This window comes from Cellulomonas sp. RIT-PI-Y (assembly GCF_025642745.1).
In the GTDB taxonomy this organism is placed as follows: Bacteria; Actinomycetota; Actinomycetes; order Actinomycetales; family Cellulomonadaceae; genus Cellulomonas.
On record NZ_JANZKP010000046.1, the window covers coordinates 1 to 13,809 of the forward strand.

At 71.7% G+C, this 13,809-nt stretch carries 13 protein-coding genes; 3 read left to right on the forward strand and 10 right to left on the reverse strand.

The window, feature by feature from the left end; genetic code table 11:
• Nucleotides 1-56: 56 nt before the first annotated feature.
• The 7 genes from OGL89_RS13190 to OGL89_RS13220 form a co-directional block, all read right to left on the reverse strand.
• Nucleotides 57-788, reverse strand: a complete 732-nt coding sequence (locus tag OGL89_RS13190) for a 6-phosphogluconolactonase (RefSeq protein WP_263120615.1) — start codon at nucleotides 786-788, stop codon at nucleotides 57-59.
• A gap of 224 nt (nucleotides 789-1,012) precedes the next feature.
• Nucleotides 1,013-2,986, reverse strand: a complete 1,974-nt coding sequence (locus tag OGL89_RS13195) for an ABC transporter ATP-binding protein (RefSeq protein ID WP_276582439.1) — start codon at nucleotides 2,984-2,986, stop codon at nucleotides 1,013-1,015.
• On the reverse strand, nucleotides 2,983-4,719 hold the full coding sequence (locus OGL89_RS13200; RefSeq protein ID WP_263120616.1) for an ABC transporter ATP-binding protein: 1,737 nt from the start codon (nucleotides 4,717-4,719) through the stop codon (nucleotides 2,983-2,985). The genes OGL89_RS13195 and OGL89_RS13200 overlap by 4 nt, the downstream gene beginning before the upstream one ends.
• Nucleotides 4,720-4,752: 33 nt before the next feature.
• Nucleotides 4,753-5,370: a TetR/AcrR family transcriptional regulator gene (locus OGL89_RS13205; RefSeq protein WP_263120617.1), complete on the reverse strand. Its 618-nt coding sequence runs from the start codon at nucleotides 5,368-5,370 to the stop codon at nucleotides 4,753-4,755.
• A 124-nt stretch (nucleotides 5,371-5,494) separates the two neighbouring features.
• Nucleotides 5,495-6,652 (reverse strand): SPFH domain-containing protein, encoded by a 1,158-nt coding sequence (locus OGL89_RS13210; RefSeq protein WP_263120618.1) that lies wholly within the window; start codon nucleotides 6,650-6,652, stop codon nucleotides 5,495-5,497.
• A gap of 85 nt (nucleotides 6,653-6,737) precedes the next feature.
• Entirely contained in the window at nucleotides 6,738-7,202 is a 465-nt protein-coding gene (locus OGL89_RS13215) for an NfeD family protein (protein WP_263120619.1), read from the reverse strand.
• A gap of 92 nt (nucleotides 7,203-7,294) precedes the next feature.
• On the reverse strand, nucleotides 7,295-8,086 hold the full coding sequence (locus OGL89_RS13220) for an ABC transporter ATP-binding protein (protein ID WP_263120620.1): 792 nt from the start codon (nucleotides 8,084-8,086) through the stop codon (nucleotides 7,295-7,297).
• 38 nt (nucleotides 8,087-8,124) lie between these two features.
• On the opposite strand from OGL89_RS13220, the gene OGL89_RS13225 reads away from it, so the two are divergent.
• Nucleotides 8,125-8,928 (forward strand): hypothetical protein, encoded by an 804-nt coding sequence (locus tag OGL89_RS13225; RefSeq protein WP_263120621.1) that lies wholly within the window; start codon nucleotides 8,125-8,127, stop codon nucleotides 8,926-8,928.
• Between the two features lie 29 nt (nucleotides 8,929-8,957).
• Here the strand turns inward: OGL89_RS13225 and glgA are convergent, their stop codons facing one another.
• The gene (gene glgA, locus OGL89_RS13230; RefSeq protein WP_263120622.1) at nucleotides 8,958-10,163 is read right to left on the reverse strand and encodes a glycogen synthase; all 1,206 of its coding nucleotides are present in this window, start codon (nucleotides 10,161-10,163) and stop codon (nucleotides 8,958-8,960) included.
• Nucleotides 10,164-10,265: 102 nt separating this feature from the next.
• Between glgA and glgC the strand changes: the two genes are divergently transcribed.
• Both glgC and serB read left to right on the forward strand, forming a co-directional pair.
• Nucleotides 10,266-11,507 carry a glucose-1-phosphate adenylyltransferase gene (gene glgC / locus OGL89_RS13235; protein ID WP_263120623.1) on the forward strand — a complete coding sequence of 414 codons (1,242 nt, stop codon included), beginning with the start codon at nucleotides 10,266-10,268 and terminating at the stop codon, nucleotides 11,505-11,507.
• Nucleotides 11,508-11,550: 43 nt separating this feature from the next.
• On the forward strand, nucleotides 11,551-12,192 hold the full coding sequence (serB, locus tag OGL89_RS13240; RefSeq protein ID WP_263120624.1) for a phosphoserine phosphatase SerB: 642 nt from the start codon (nucleotides 11,551-11,553) through the stop codon (nucleotides 12,190-12,192).
• A 286-nt stretch (nucleotides 12,193-12,478) separates the two neighbouring features.
• Here the strand turns inward: serB and OGL89_RS13245 are convergent, their stop codons facing one another.
• Together OGL89_RS13245 and fabI are read right to left on the reverse strand one after the other, a co-directional pair.
• Entirely contained in the window at nucleotides 12,479-12,997 is a 519-nt protein-coding gene (locus OGL89_RS13245) for a histidine phosphatase family protein (protein WP_263120625.1), read from the reverse strand.
• Between the two features lie 18 nt (nucleotides 12,998-13,015).
• Entirely contained in the window at nucleotides 13,016-13,783 is a 768-nt protein-coding gene (gene fabI / locus OGL89_RS13250; protein WP_263120626.1) for an enoyl-ACP reductase FabI, read from the reverse strand.
• Nucleotides 13,784-13,809 lie beyond the last annotated feature (26 nt).

Consider the following 13,809-nt stretch of genomic DNA (forward strand, 5'->3'; position numbering starts at 1 on the left):
GCACAGCGACAGGTTCTCCGCACTCGACGCCGTCGCCTCCCGGGCGCGGGTCCGGGTCAGCGACGGCGGAAGCCGCCCGCGCCGTCCGGCTCGATCAGCGTGGCCGCCTCCCGGTCGGCGATCAGCAGCAGGTTCGGGTGCGTGCGCAGGACGGTGCCCGGACGATCCGTGCCGATCGGACCGGTCAGGATCTCCGCGAGCGCCTCCGCCTTGGACGCGCCGCTGACGATCAGCACCGCCTGCCGTGCGCGCAGCACCATCGGGAAGCCGAAGGTGACCACCTGGCTCGGCGCCGGGTCCATCGCCTCGACCAGGTGGTACCAGGGCACGTCGGGGGTGACGTCGTAGACGTAGATGTCCCGGTCGTAGCGGGTGGTTCCCGGCATGTTGCCGCAGAAGTGGCCGTCGCCCCCGAGCCCCATCAGGATCAGGTCCAGCCCGCCGTGCTCGGCCAGGTCGGCCCGGATCTCGTCGGGGTTGTCCAGGGTGAGCCCGTGGATGTTCGCCTCGGCGATCCCGGCCGGTCCGTACACCTGGTCGTCGAGGCTGGACCGGGTCACGCCACGGTCGGTGCCGTTCGGGATCTCGTCGAAGTTGTAGAAGTGCACGTTCGCGATGTCCTGCGGCCGCCCGGCCAGGATCGGAGCGAGCAGCCGGTAGGTGCCCGCCGGGGTCGCCCCGGCGGTGAGCGACAGATTGACCCGCCGGTCCTGCAGCATGGCGGCGGCGACCACGGCCGCCGTGGTGCGGCTCAGCGCCGCGTAGTCGTCCTCGATGACGCACTTCATGGGGTGTCTCCTTCGACAGAGCCCGGACGATGCGCGGCCGAGTGCACATCCGGGCAGGCTCGTGCCGCGGGGCGCCGCGGCGGCGGGTCCTCGGGCGGATCGCTCCTCACCCGGACACCGCCCACGGTAACGCATACCGACCGGTCGGTTTTCAGGACCTCCCCGCCGACGGCCGACGGGCCGCCACCCGTGAGGGGTGACGGCCCGTCGATCGGCACCGAGGACTAGACCTCCTCGACCGCGGCGGCGAACTGGCTGCTGTACAGCCGCGCGTACGCCCCGCCCGCCGCCAGCAGCTGGTCGTGCGAGCCCTGCTCCACGATCGACCCGTGCTCCATCACCAGGATCAGGTCCGCGTCGCGGATGGTGGACAGCCGGTGCGCGATCACGAACGACGTCCGGTGCGCCCGCAGCGCGTTCATCGCCTGCTGCACCAGCACCTCGGTCCGGGTGTCCACCGAGCTGGTCGCCTCGTCCAGCACCAGGATCGACGGGTCGGTGAGGAACGCCCGGGCGATGGTCAGCAGCTGCTTCTCCCCCGCCGACAGGCTGGACGCCTCGTCGTCGATCACGGTGTCGTAGCCGTCGGGCAGCGCCCGGACGATCTGGTCGACATGGGTGGCCTCGGCAGCCCGGACCAGGTCGGCGTGGTCGACGTCCTCCACGCCGTACGCCAGGTTCTCCGCGATGGTGCCGTTGAACAGCCAGGTGTCCTGGAGCACCATCCCGACCCGGGACCGCAGGTCCTCCCGGGTGACCGCCCGGGTGTCGACGCCGTCCAGGGTGATCCGGCCGGAGTCGATCTCGTAGAACCGCATCAGGAGGTTGACCAGCGTGGTCTTGCCCGCACCGGTCGGCCCGACGATCGCCACGGTCTGCCCGGGCTCGGCCACCAGGTCCAGGTGCTCGATCAGCGGGGTGTCCTCGCGGTACCGGAAGGACACGTCCTCGAACACCACCCGGCCGGCGACCTTCGCGGGCAGCGCCAGCGGCTGGGCCGGGTCCGGCTCCTGCTCGTCGGCGTCCAGCAGCTCGAACACCCGCTCGGCCGAGGCCACGCCGGACTGCATCAGGTTCATCATCGACGCGATCTGGGTGATCGGCTGGCTGAACTGGCGCGAGTACTGGATGAACGCCTGGACGTCGCCGAGGCTCATCGTCCCGGAGGCGACCCGCAGTCCGCCGACCACCGCCACGATCACGTAGTTCAGGTTCGCGATGAACCCCATCGCCGGCTGGATGATCCCGGAGATGAACTGGGCCTTGAACGACGCGGTGTACAGCTCCTCGTTCTGCCGGTCGAACTCCTCGATCGCCTGGTTCTTGCGGCCGAAGACGGTGACCAGGGTGTGCCCGGAGTACATCTCCTCGATGTGCGCGTTCAGTCCGCCGGTCGCCGCCCACTGCTTCACGAACTGCGGCTGGGACCGCTTGGCGATCACCGTGGTGACCACGATCGACAGCGGGATGGTGATCAGGGCGACCAATGCCAGCAACGGGGAGATCCAGAACATCATCGCCAGCACGCCGACCACGGTCAGCACCGCGGTGATCAGCTGGGAGAAGGTCTGCTGCAACGTCTGGGACAGGTTGTCGATGTCATTGGTGACCCGGCTGAGCACCTCGCCGCGCGCCTGCCCGTCGAAGTACTTCAACGGCAGCCGGGACAGCTTGGCCTCGACCTGACGGCGCAGGTCGTAGACCGTGCGCTGCACGATGCCGGTCAGCAGCAGCCCCTGCAGGTAGCTGAGCAGCGCCGAGGCGATGTAGACCGCGATCACCCAGACCAGCACGGCGCTGAGGTCGGCGAAGACGATGCCGACCCCCGGCGTGACACCGGTCATCCCGCTGAGCATGTCCGCGAGCTGGGTCTGCCCCTGCTCGCGCAGTCCCTCGACCGCCTGCGCCTGGGTCACCCCGGACGGCAACATCGAGCCGACCACGCCGTTGAAGATCACGTTGGTCGCGTTGCCCAGCAGCTTCGGGCCGGCCACCGAGGCCGCCACCGACAGCAGGCCGAGCAGGACGACCACCATCAGCCGGAGTCGTTCCGGCCGGAGCACCCCGATCAGGCGCCGACCGGAGCCCGCGAAGTCCATCGACTTCTGGCCGGGCATCCCCATGCCCATCCCGGGGCCCATCGGGCCCCGTCCCGGTCCGCGCTGCGGGGGCCGGTTCTGGGTCTGCTGCTCGCTCATGCCGCCTCCTCCGCGCTGAGCTGGGAGTACACGATCTCCTGGTAGGTCTCGCAGGACGCCAGGAGCTCGTCGTGCGTGCCGGTGCCGACCACCTGACCGGCGTCCAGCACCACGATCCGGTCCGCCGAGCGGATGGTGGCCACCCGCTGGGCGACGACCACGACCGCCGCGTCCCGGGTCTCCGGCACCAGGGCGGCCCGCAGTGCGGCGTCGGTGGCGAAGTCGAGGGCGGAGAAGCTGTCGTCGAACAGGTAGACCGCGGGCCTGCGGACCAGTGCCCGGGCGATCGACAGCCGCTGACGCTGACCGCCGGAGACATTGGTGCCGCCCTGGGAGATCGGCGCGTCCAACCCCTCGGTCATCTCCCGCACGAACCCGGCGGCCTGGGCGACCTCCAACGCGTGCCACAGGTCGTCGTCGGTGGCGTCGGGGTTGCCGTAGCGCAGGTTGCTGGCCACGGTCCCGCTGAACAGGTAGGGCTTCTGCGGGACCAGGCCCACCTGCCGCCACAGGTCGTCGAGTGCGAGCTCCCGCACGTCGGTGCCGTCCAGCAGCACCTGGCCGCCGGTGACGTCGAACAGCCGGGGCACCAGGTTCAGCAGCGTGGTCTTGCCCGCGCCGGTGGACCCGATGATCGCGGTGGTGCTGCCCGGCTCGGCGACCAGGTCGATCCGCTCCAGCACCGGTCGCTCCGCGCCGGGGTACCGGAACTCGACGTCCCGGAACTCCAGCCGTCCGGAGCCGCGGCCGGGCAGCGGGGTCGGCGTGACCGGCTCGGCGACGGTGCTCTCGGTGTCCAGTACCTCGGTGATCCGCTCGGCGGAGACCACCGCACGCGGCAGCATCACGAAGATCATCGCGGACATCATCACGGCGGACAGGATGTACATGATGTAGCTGATGAACGCGGTCAGCGCCCCGACCTGCATGTGACCGGAGTCGATCCGTCCCGCGCCGAACCAGATGACCCCGACGCTGGTCAGGTTCATGATCATCATCACCACGGGGAAGATCAGCGCCATCAGCCGGCCGGCCCGCAACGAGGTGTCGAACAGCGCGTCGTTGGCCACCGCGAACCGCTCGGACTCCCGGCGCTCCCGGACGAACGCCCGGATCACCCGCAGCCCGGCGAGCTGCTCGCGCATCACGCGGTTGATCGCGTCGATCCGCTTCTGCATCGCCCGGAAGTACGGCACCATCCTGCGCACGATCAGCCCGACCACGACGGCCAGCACCGGCACGACGACCAGCAGCAGCGCCGACAGGGTGGTGTCCTGCCGCAGCGCGAGGACCACGCCGCCGATCAGCATGATCGGCGCCATCACCAGGATGGTCAGCGACATCAGCACCACCATCTGGACCTGCTGCACGTCATTGGTGGTGCGGGTGATCAGCGACGGCGCGCCGAACCCGCCGACCTCCTGCGCGGAGAAGTCCTGCACGGTGCGGAACAGCCCGGACCGGATGTCCCGGCCGAAGGCCATCGCGACGTGCGCGCCGAAGTACACCGCGGCGATCGAGCAGGCCACCTGCACCAGGCTGATGCCGAGCATCAGGCCACCGATCCGCAGGATGTAGCCGGTGTCACCCACCGCCACGCCCTGGTCGATGATGTCCGCGTTCAGGGTGGGCAGGTACAGCGTGGCGATGGTCTGCGCGAGTTGCAGCACCATCACGTAGGTCGCCTGACGCCAGTACGGCCTCAGGTACTCCTTGATGAGTCGGTAGAGCAAGGGAACTCCCGTGGGGGCGGGGTGGGTGGGGATTCAGGCCACGGCGCCGTGCAACAGCACGTCCACCAGCAGGTCCACCGTGAGGTCGTCGTCGTCGGGGATGCCCGGGGGCACCCGACCCATCACGACGGAGAGCAGCAGCCTGGCGAGCGCCTCCGGAGGGATCCGGAGGTCGTCGCGGAAGGGGTCGAACCGGCGCGTCAGGGCGTCGTTCAGCTCCTGGACGGCGCGGGAACGGGCGTCCCGGGCCGGCGGTCCGTGCGTCGGACCGGTGGGACGCACGCCGTCCTTCATCTCCGCCACCGCGAGGGCGTGCACCGCGATCATGATCCGGCGCACCCGGCGTGCGGTGGCGTTCAACAGACTCACCACGGTGGTGAGCTCGGCCGGCAGGTCGACCGCACGCGGCAGCGCGTCGATCTCCCGCACCGAGGCGCCGGTGTCGAACACCCGGGCCGCGGCGGCCATCAACAGCTCGCGCTTGTCGTCGAACGCCTTGAACAGCGTGCCCTCGGCGACCCCGGCGGCCTGCGCGATCTGCCGGGTGGTGACGGTGGCACCGTGCTGCTCAAGCAGCGGGACGGTCGCCTCCGCGATCGCGGCACGGCGGTCCTCGCGGCTCATCGGGCGCGCCCGTCGATTCTCGGCCATGGGCACGATCGTAAGTGAGTGAGCGCTCACTCGCCTAGGCCGTTCGCCCCGGGTGAACCGTGACGCCCGGCACACACGACGGCGCCCGCCGTACCGGTGCGGTACGACGGGCGCCGAGTCGGGGTCAGCCCAGCGGGTTCTCCGGGTCGATCTCCGGTTCCACGCGGTGCGGGCGCTGGCCCGCCTCCGCGCCGGGGTCGTTCGGACGACCGCTGAAGGTCCCGGCACGCGTGGCGTCGGCGGTGGCCGCCTGCGACTCGCGACGGGCCTCGGCCAGCGCCTCCGCCGGGTCGGTCAGCGCCGTGGTCGGCAGGTCCTCCGGACGCACCGGCGACGCACCGGCCGGGCGATCGGCGCTGTCGCCGGACGCCGTCGGGGCACCCGCGCCACCGAACCCGCCGGTGAAGCCCGACGTCAGCTGACCCAGGGCGCCGGTGAGCTCGGACGGCAGGATCCAGACCTTGTTGGCCGGGGTCGCGGCCAGCTTCGGCAGCGTCTGCAGGTACTGGTACGCCAGCAGCTTCGGGTCGGCGTCGCCGCGGTGCACCGCGTCGAACACCTGCAGGATCGCCCGGGACTCACCCTCGGCGGTGAGGATCGCCGCCTGCGCGGAACCCTCGGCCCGGAGGATCGCGGCCTGCTTCTCACCCTCGGCGGTGAGGATCTGCGACTGCTTGACGCCCTCCGCGGTCAGGATCGCCGCACGCCGGTCACGCTCGGCGCGCATCTGCTGCTCCATCGCGCCCTGCACGGACTGCGGCGGGTCGATGCTCTTCAGCTCGACCCGGTTCACCCGGATGCCCCAGCGGCCGGTGGCCTCGTCCAGCACCCCGCGCAGCTGACCGTTGATCTGGTCACGGCTGGTCAGGGTCTGCTCCAGGTCCATCGAGCCGATGACGTTACGCAGCGTGGTCACGGTCAGCTGCTCGATACCGGTGATGTAGTTGGCGATCTCGTAGACCGCGGACTTCGGCTCGTTGACCGAGAAGTAGATCACCGTGTCGATGCTCACGACCAGGTTGTCCGACGTGATCACCGGCTGCGGCGGGAAGCTCACCACCTGCTCGCGCAGGTCGACCATCGCCCGGACCCGGTCGAAGAACGGGATCAGGAAGTGCAGACCGGCCTGCATGGTGCGGCTGTAGCGACCGAGTCGCTCCACCACCAGCGAGCGGGACTGCGGCACCACGCGGACCGCCTTGCTCAACGTCACGACGACGAAGATGACCAGTGCAGCCAGGACGACCCAGCCGATCACCGATCCGACGTTGATTTCCTCCACCGCATCTCCCTCCCGGCGAGCCGTCACCGACCCCCGTCTCGGTCACGGCGTCCGCAGGTCGGCACCGTGGTCGTGCACAGAACAGTCAGAGAGCGCCGGGCTCGTCCACCGGAGCGGTCACCACCGGGGTGTGCGTCACCACCGCGGTGGCGCCGTCGATCCGCGTGACCCGCACCTGGTCGCCGGCCGCGAGGACGTCACCGTCCTCGGTGCGCGCGGACCAGACCTCGCCGCCGATCTTGACCCGGCCGCCCGCGCCGTCGGTCGGCTGCAGCACCGTGCCCGGCTTGCCGGTCATCGCGGCGACGTTGGTCTCCACCAGGTCGACCCGGGTGCGCAGGTGACGCAGCAGGAACGGCCGCAGCGCGAACATCATCAGCAGGGCGACGGCGGCGGCCAGCACGATCTGCCAGACCAGCGGCAGCCCGGCGGCGGCACCGATCGCCCCGGCGGCGGCCCCCGCGGCCAGCATGATGAACAGCAGGTCCAGGGTGAAGATCTCCAGCACCGCCAGCAGCAGTGCGCCTCCGAGCCACAAGAGCCAGACCATGTCGTCACTCCCTCTCGCCGGTCGCCGGCAGACACGCCGCGTCCCGAACGAGTCTAGACGATTTCTTTGCGATTGGCAGACGTTCGTCCAGCTCAGCCGCGATCGGCGGCCCGGGCGGTCCAGCGCTCGCCGCGCCGCTCCACCTGCAGCGCGGTGCCGAAGGCGTCGGTGAGGTTCTGGTCGGTCAGGACCTCGGCGATCGAGCCGGCGGCGTGCACGTGCCCGTCCTTCATCAGCATCAGGTGGGTGAACCCCGGCGGGATCTCCTCCACGTGGTGGGTGACGAGCACCAGCGCCGGGGACCGGTGGTCGGCGGCCAGCTCGGACAGCGCGCCGAGCAGCTCCTCCCGACCGCCCAGGTCCAGTCCGGCGGCCGGCTCGTCCAGCAGCAGCAGCTCCGGATCCGCCATCAGCGACCGGGCGATCTGCACCCGCTTGCGCTCGCCCTCGCTCAACGTCCCGTACCGCCGCTCCGCCAGGTGCGTCACGCCGAACGCCGCCATCAGGTCCGCGGCGCGCGCCTCGTCGACGTCCTCGTAGGTCTCCCGCCAGCGACCGGTCACTCCGTAGGCCGCGGTGATCACCACGTCGCGCACCTGCTCGTCGCCCGGGATCCGCTCGGCCAGCGCCGCCGACGCCAGCCCGATCCGCGGCCGCAGCTCGAAGACGTCCACCCGGCCCAGCCGGCTGCCGAGCAGCTCCGCGGTGCCCGAGGTCGGATGCATCCGGCCGGCGGCGATCTGCAGCATGGTGGTCTTGCCCGCACCGTTGCGGCCCAGGACCACCCAGCGCTCGCCCTCCCGTACCCGCCAGGACAGCCCGTCCAGAATGGTGGTGGTCCCGCGGCGGATGGACACGTCCTGGAGGTCGAGCACGTCGGTCATGGTCACGACCCTAACGGCCGGGACGTACGTTGGGGGGCGTGGACTCGCTCACCTTGCCGCGCTCCGTGCTGCTCGCCCTGTGGCTCGCCGAACCCTCACCGGGATCGGGCCCGGTGCAACGCCTGCTCGACGCGGTCCAGGGCGACGACGAGCCGCACCGGGTGACGACCCCCGCCCCGGCGGCCACCGACGGTCCCGCGTCCGGCACGGAGCCGGCCACCCTCGCCGACCTGGTCGCGGTCTGGGCCTCCGGTCCGCGCACCGTCGCCGCCGTGCTGCCGGCCCCCGGCGACCCCTCCGGGGCACCCGCCGCCATCGCGGGCGCCGCGCAGGACGCGGGCGAGGCCGTCCTGGTCAGCACCCCGGACGGCGACTGGGCGGCGATCCCCCGGGTGGAGGCCTTCGGGTCGGTCTACGAGCCCGGGCATCTCGTGACCTGGGAGGTGTCCCGAGTCCCCGCCTGGCAGCACGCGCTGATCGGTCAGGTCGGCACCCTGCGCGAGGCCGAGCGCGAGCTGACCGGCGCGCTGTCCCGGGCCACCGAGGCCCTGACCTCCCTCGACGTCGCACGCTGGCGGGAGGACGCCGCCGAGCAGATCGCGGCGCTGAGCCGGGGCGCCGACGCGGGATGGACGCTGCCGCCGGGGCTGGAGCAGCGCCGGGTCCGGGTACTGACCACCGCCGCACGGTTGCGGGCGATCGTCGACCTGGCCACCGGCGACGACGGCGCGGCGGTCAACCTGTGGCAGGTCGACCAGCGCAGCACGGCGTTGCGCGACGTCGACCGGGCGGCGCGCCGTGCCCTGGCGGCGGCCACCCAGCCGGGGCCGCCGGAGCGCTGAGGGTCAGGCGGTTCGGCCGGCGGCCGGGTTCACAGGGTCCCCAGCACGCTCCGGTAGACCTGCACCGTACGGTCCGCGATCGCGTCCCAGGAGAAGTGCTCCTCCACCCGGGTCCGCGCCGCCCGGCCCCAGGCGCGCGCCCGGTCCGGGTCGGAGACCGCCTCGGTCAGCGTCGCGGCCAGGTCCCCGACGAACCGGTCCGGGTCGACCGGGGTGCCGGTGCCGTCGCCGACCTGCTCGATCGGGACCAGCCAGCCGGTGACGCCGTCGTCGACCACCTCGGGGATGCCGCCGGTGGCCGTGCCGACCACGGGCAGCCCGACCGCCATCGCCTCCAGGTTCACGATGCCGAGCGGCTCGTAGACCGAGGGGCAGACGAACACCGTGCCGGAGGCCAGCACCGCGATCAGCTCGTCGCGCGGCAGCATCTGCTCGATCCACACCACCCCGTCGCGGCGTCGGCGCAGCCCCTCGACCAGGCCGGTGACCTCGGCCAGGATCTCCGGGGTGTCCGGCGCGCCGGCGCACAGCACCAGCTGCACCTCGGGCGGCAGCAGCTCCGCGGCGCGCAGCAGGTACGGCAGGCCCTTCTGCCGGGTGATCCGGCCGACGAACACCACGGCCGGGCGCTCGGGGTCGATCCCGTACGACCGGGCGGTCCGGGCGGTGGCGTCGTCGTCGGCAGGGCGCTGCCAGCCGGTCAGGTCGATCCCGTTGTGCACGACGTGCACCCGTGACGGATCCAGCGCCGGGTAGCAGCGCAGGATGTCGTCCCGCATGCCCGCGCTGACCGCGATGACCGCGGCGGCGGACTCGAAGGCGGTGCGCTCGGCCCAGGACGACAGCGCGTACCCGCCGCCGAGCTGCTCGGCCTTCCACGGGCGCAGCGGCTCCAGGCTGTGCGCCGAGACCACGTGCGGCACCCCGTGCAGCAGGCCGGCCAGGTGCCCGGCGAGGTTCGCGTACCAGGTGTGCGAGTGCACCAGCTCGGCACCCGGCTCGATCCCGGCGACCATGCTCAGGTCCACCCCGAAGGTGCCCAGGGCCGGGTTCGCGCCGGCCAGGTCCGCCGGCACGTCGTGCCCGGTCACCCCGGATTCGTCCCGCGGTCCGTCGAAGCAGTGCACCCGCACGTCCAGCCGGCCGCGCAGCACCGCCGCCAGTTCCGCGACGTGCACCCCCGCCCCGCCGTAGACGTGCGGCGGGTACTCCCGCGTGAGCAGATCGACTCGCACAGCTCCTCCGTCCGTGACGCGCCGGTGCGCGTTCGCGACACGCTAGCGCGAATCCGGCGGTTCCCCTCGCTCGGGAGGTCGCGGAGCCCTAGGGTCATGGGCATGGCAGCGCCGCGCATCCTGGCAATCGTCCTCGCAGGTGGGGAGGGCAAGCGGCTCATGCCGCTGACCGAGAGCCGGGCTAAGCCCGCGGTGCCCTTCGGCGGCATCTACCGGCTCGTCGACTTCGCGCTCTCCAACCTGGTGAACTCGCGGTACCTGCACATCGTCGTGCTCACCCAGTACAAGTCGCACAGCCTGGACCGCCACGTGTCCAAGACCTGGCGGATGTCCACCCTGCTGGGCAACTACGTGTCCCCGGTCCCCGCCCAGCAGCGGGTCGGCAAGCACTGGTACCTGGGCAGCGCGGACGCGATCTACCAATGCCTGAACATCCTCGACGACGAGAAGCCGGACATCGTGGTCGTGGTCGGCGCCGACCACGTCTACCGGATGGACTTCTCCCAGATGGTGGACCAGCACGTCGCCTCCGGGGCGGAGATCACCGTCGCGGGCATCCGGCAGCCGATCGAGATGGCCGACCAGTTCGGCGTGATCGAGACCGACGCCGACGACCCGATCCGGATCGCCGCGTTCCGGGAGAAGCCCACCGACCCGGTCGGCCTGGCGGACTCCCCCGGCGAGATCCTGGCGTCGATGGGCAACTACGTGGTCAACACCGACGCCCTGATCCGCGCGGTCACCGAGGACGCCGAGAACCCCACCTCGCGGCACGACATGGGCGGCGACCTGGTCCCGGCCTTCGTCGAGCGGGGCGCGGCGGCGGTCTACGACTTCAAGAACAACGACGTGCCCGGCTCCACCGACCGGGACCGCGACTACTGGCGCGACGTCGGGACCCTGGACTCGTTCTACGACGCGAACCAGGACCTGATCTCGATCGAGCCGGTGTTCAACCTCTACAACGACCAGTGGCCGGTCTACACCGGGTACACCGGTCTGCCGCCGGCCAAGTTCGTGCACGCGGGCGCCGGCCGGCTCGGGCACGCCGCCGACTCGATCGTCTCTCCCGGGGTCATCGTCTCCGGCGCCACGGTCTCCGGATCCGTGCTGTCCCCGGGGGTGTATCTGCACTCCTGGTCGCAGGTCACCGACTCGGTGCTGATGGACGGCTGCATCGTGAACCGCTACGCCCAGGTGCACCGCGCCATCCTGGACAAGAACGTGGTGATCGAGGAACGCGCCCGGGTCGGGATCGACCGGGAGGCGGACCTGGCACGCGGGTTCACCGTCACCGAGTCCGGGATCACCGTGGTGCCGAAGAACACGGTGATCACGAGCTAGACGCGTGGACGGCGGGCGGCGTGATCCCGGTTACCCTGCCCGCGTGAACTCCTTCCCGCGCCTGGTCGTGATGGACGTCGACTCCACCCTGATCACCGCCGAGGTGATCGAGCTGCTGGCTGCCCGGGCCGGTTCCCTCGACGTGGTGGCCGAGGTGACCGGCCGCGCCATGCGCGGGGAGATCGACTTCACCGAATCCCTGCGCTCGCGGGTGTCCACCCTGGCCGGGCTGCCGGAGTCCGTGTTCGCCGAGGTCCTGGCCGAGGTCGAGCTCACCCCCGGCGCGGTCGAGCTGATCGCGGCCCTGGACGCCCACGACTGCCCGGTCGGACTGGTCTCCGGCGGCTTCATCGAGGTGGTCGCACCGCTGGCCGACCGGCTGGGGATCAGCCGGGTCCGGGCGAATGCGTTGGAGGTCGCCGCGGGGCACCTCACCGGGCGGGTCGCCGGCGAGGTGATCGATCGCGCTGTGAAGGCCCGCACCCTGCGGGAGTGGGCGTCGGCCGAGGGCATCGACCTCGCGGACACCGTCGCGATCGGCGACGGCGCGAACGACCTGGACATGCTGGCGACGGCCGGGTTCGGTGTGGCCTTCAACGCCAAGCCGATCGTCGCCGCCCAGGCCGACGCCGCGGTCGACGGGCGCCTGGACGCCGTGCTCGACCTGCCGCCCTTCATCCGCTGACCCGGCCCGTCCCGACCCTGCCCGGCCCGGCCCGGCCCGAACACGCCGAGTGCGGAGAACTCGTCGCTCATCACGCACGATCGGCGACAAGTTCTCCGCACTCGGCGTCGTGGTGCCCGGTCGGCGGACTTGGGTCGGTCGGTCGGCCCGGGCTTGGCGGGCGCGCGGGCCGAACGGACTGGGCTGGGTGGGCGCGCGGGCCGAACGGACTCGGCTGGGTGGGCGCTCGGGCCGGTCGGACTCAGCTTGGTAGGCGCTCGGGTCAGGCAGCCCGGGGGGTGAGCGGTCAGGCGGGCGAGACCACGGCGGTCAGGCGCGCGGTGCCGGCCGCCCAGTCCGCGAACGGCAGGTCCGACTCCAGCACGCTGTAGGTCGCGGTCGGCACGCCCGAGCGGACCCGGGCGAACCCGGCCTGGTCGGACAGCTCCGGGTCGGCCAGGGTCGCCGCGGTCTGGGAGACGGTCGGCTCGTGCCCGACCACCAGCAGTCGGCGGTTCTCCCCGGACACACCGCGCACCAGCTCCAGCAGCGTGCGCACCCCGGCGTCGTACACGGCGTCACTGGACGTCGCGATCTCCGGGGGGACGCCCAGCCCGGTCCGGACCAGGTCCCAGGTCTGCCGGGTGCGCACCGCGGAGGAGACCAGCACCGTGTCCGGCACCAGCCCGGCCTCGCGCAGACCGACCCCCACCCCGGAGGCCTGGCGTCGACCGGTGAGCGCGAGCGGACGCAGATGGTCCGCCAGCGTGTCAGCGGGCTCGGCCTTGGCGTGCCGGAGCAGGATCAGCTGGTAGGCGTGGGTCACGCGCACCAGGGTCGCACGTCACTGACCCATCGCGTGCACGCCGCCGTCGACGTGCACCATCTCCCCGGTGGTCTTGGGGAACCAGTCGGACAGCAGGGCGGCGACGGCGCGGGCGGTGGGCTCGGGGTCGGAGACGTCCCAGCCCAGGGGCGCACGGTCGCCCCAGTTCTCCTCCATCGTCGCGAAGCCGGGGATCGACTTGGCGGCGGTGGTGCGGATCGGTCCGGCGGAGACCAGGTTCACCCGGATGTTGTCCGGACCCAGGTCGCGGGCCAGGTAACGCGAGGTGTTCTCCAGCGCGGCCTTCGCGACACCCATCCAGTCGTAGACCGGCCAGGCGAACCGCCCGTCGAAGGTGAGACCGACCAGCGACCCGCCCTCGGCCATCAGCGGCTTGGCGGCGACCGCCAGCGACTTGAACGAGAACGCGGAGATCTCCAGCGCGGTGGCGACGTCCGCCCACTCACCGGCCAGGAAGTTCCCGCCCATCACCGACTGCGGCGCGAAGCCGATCGAGTGCACCACGCCGTCCAGGTGGTCGACGTGCTCGCCGACCCGGGCGGCCAGCTGGTCCAGGTCCTCGGCGTCGGTCACGTCGAGCTGGACGACCGGGGCCTCCTGCGGCAGACGGCGGGCGATCGCCTGGGTGAGGCGGAACTGGCGGCCGAAGGAGCTCAGCACGACCTGCGCGCCCTCCTCCTGCGCCAGACGCGCGACGTGGAACGCGATCGAACCATCGGTGAGCACACCGGTGACCAGCAGCTTCTTGCCTTCGAGCAGACCCATGAGTGGTCGTCCTGTCTAGTAGTCGT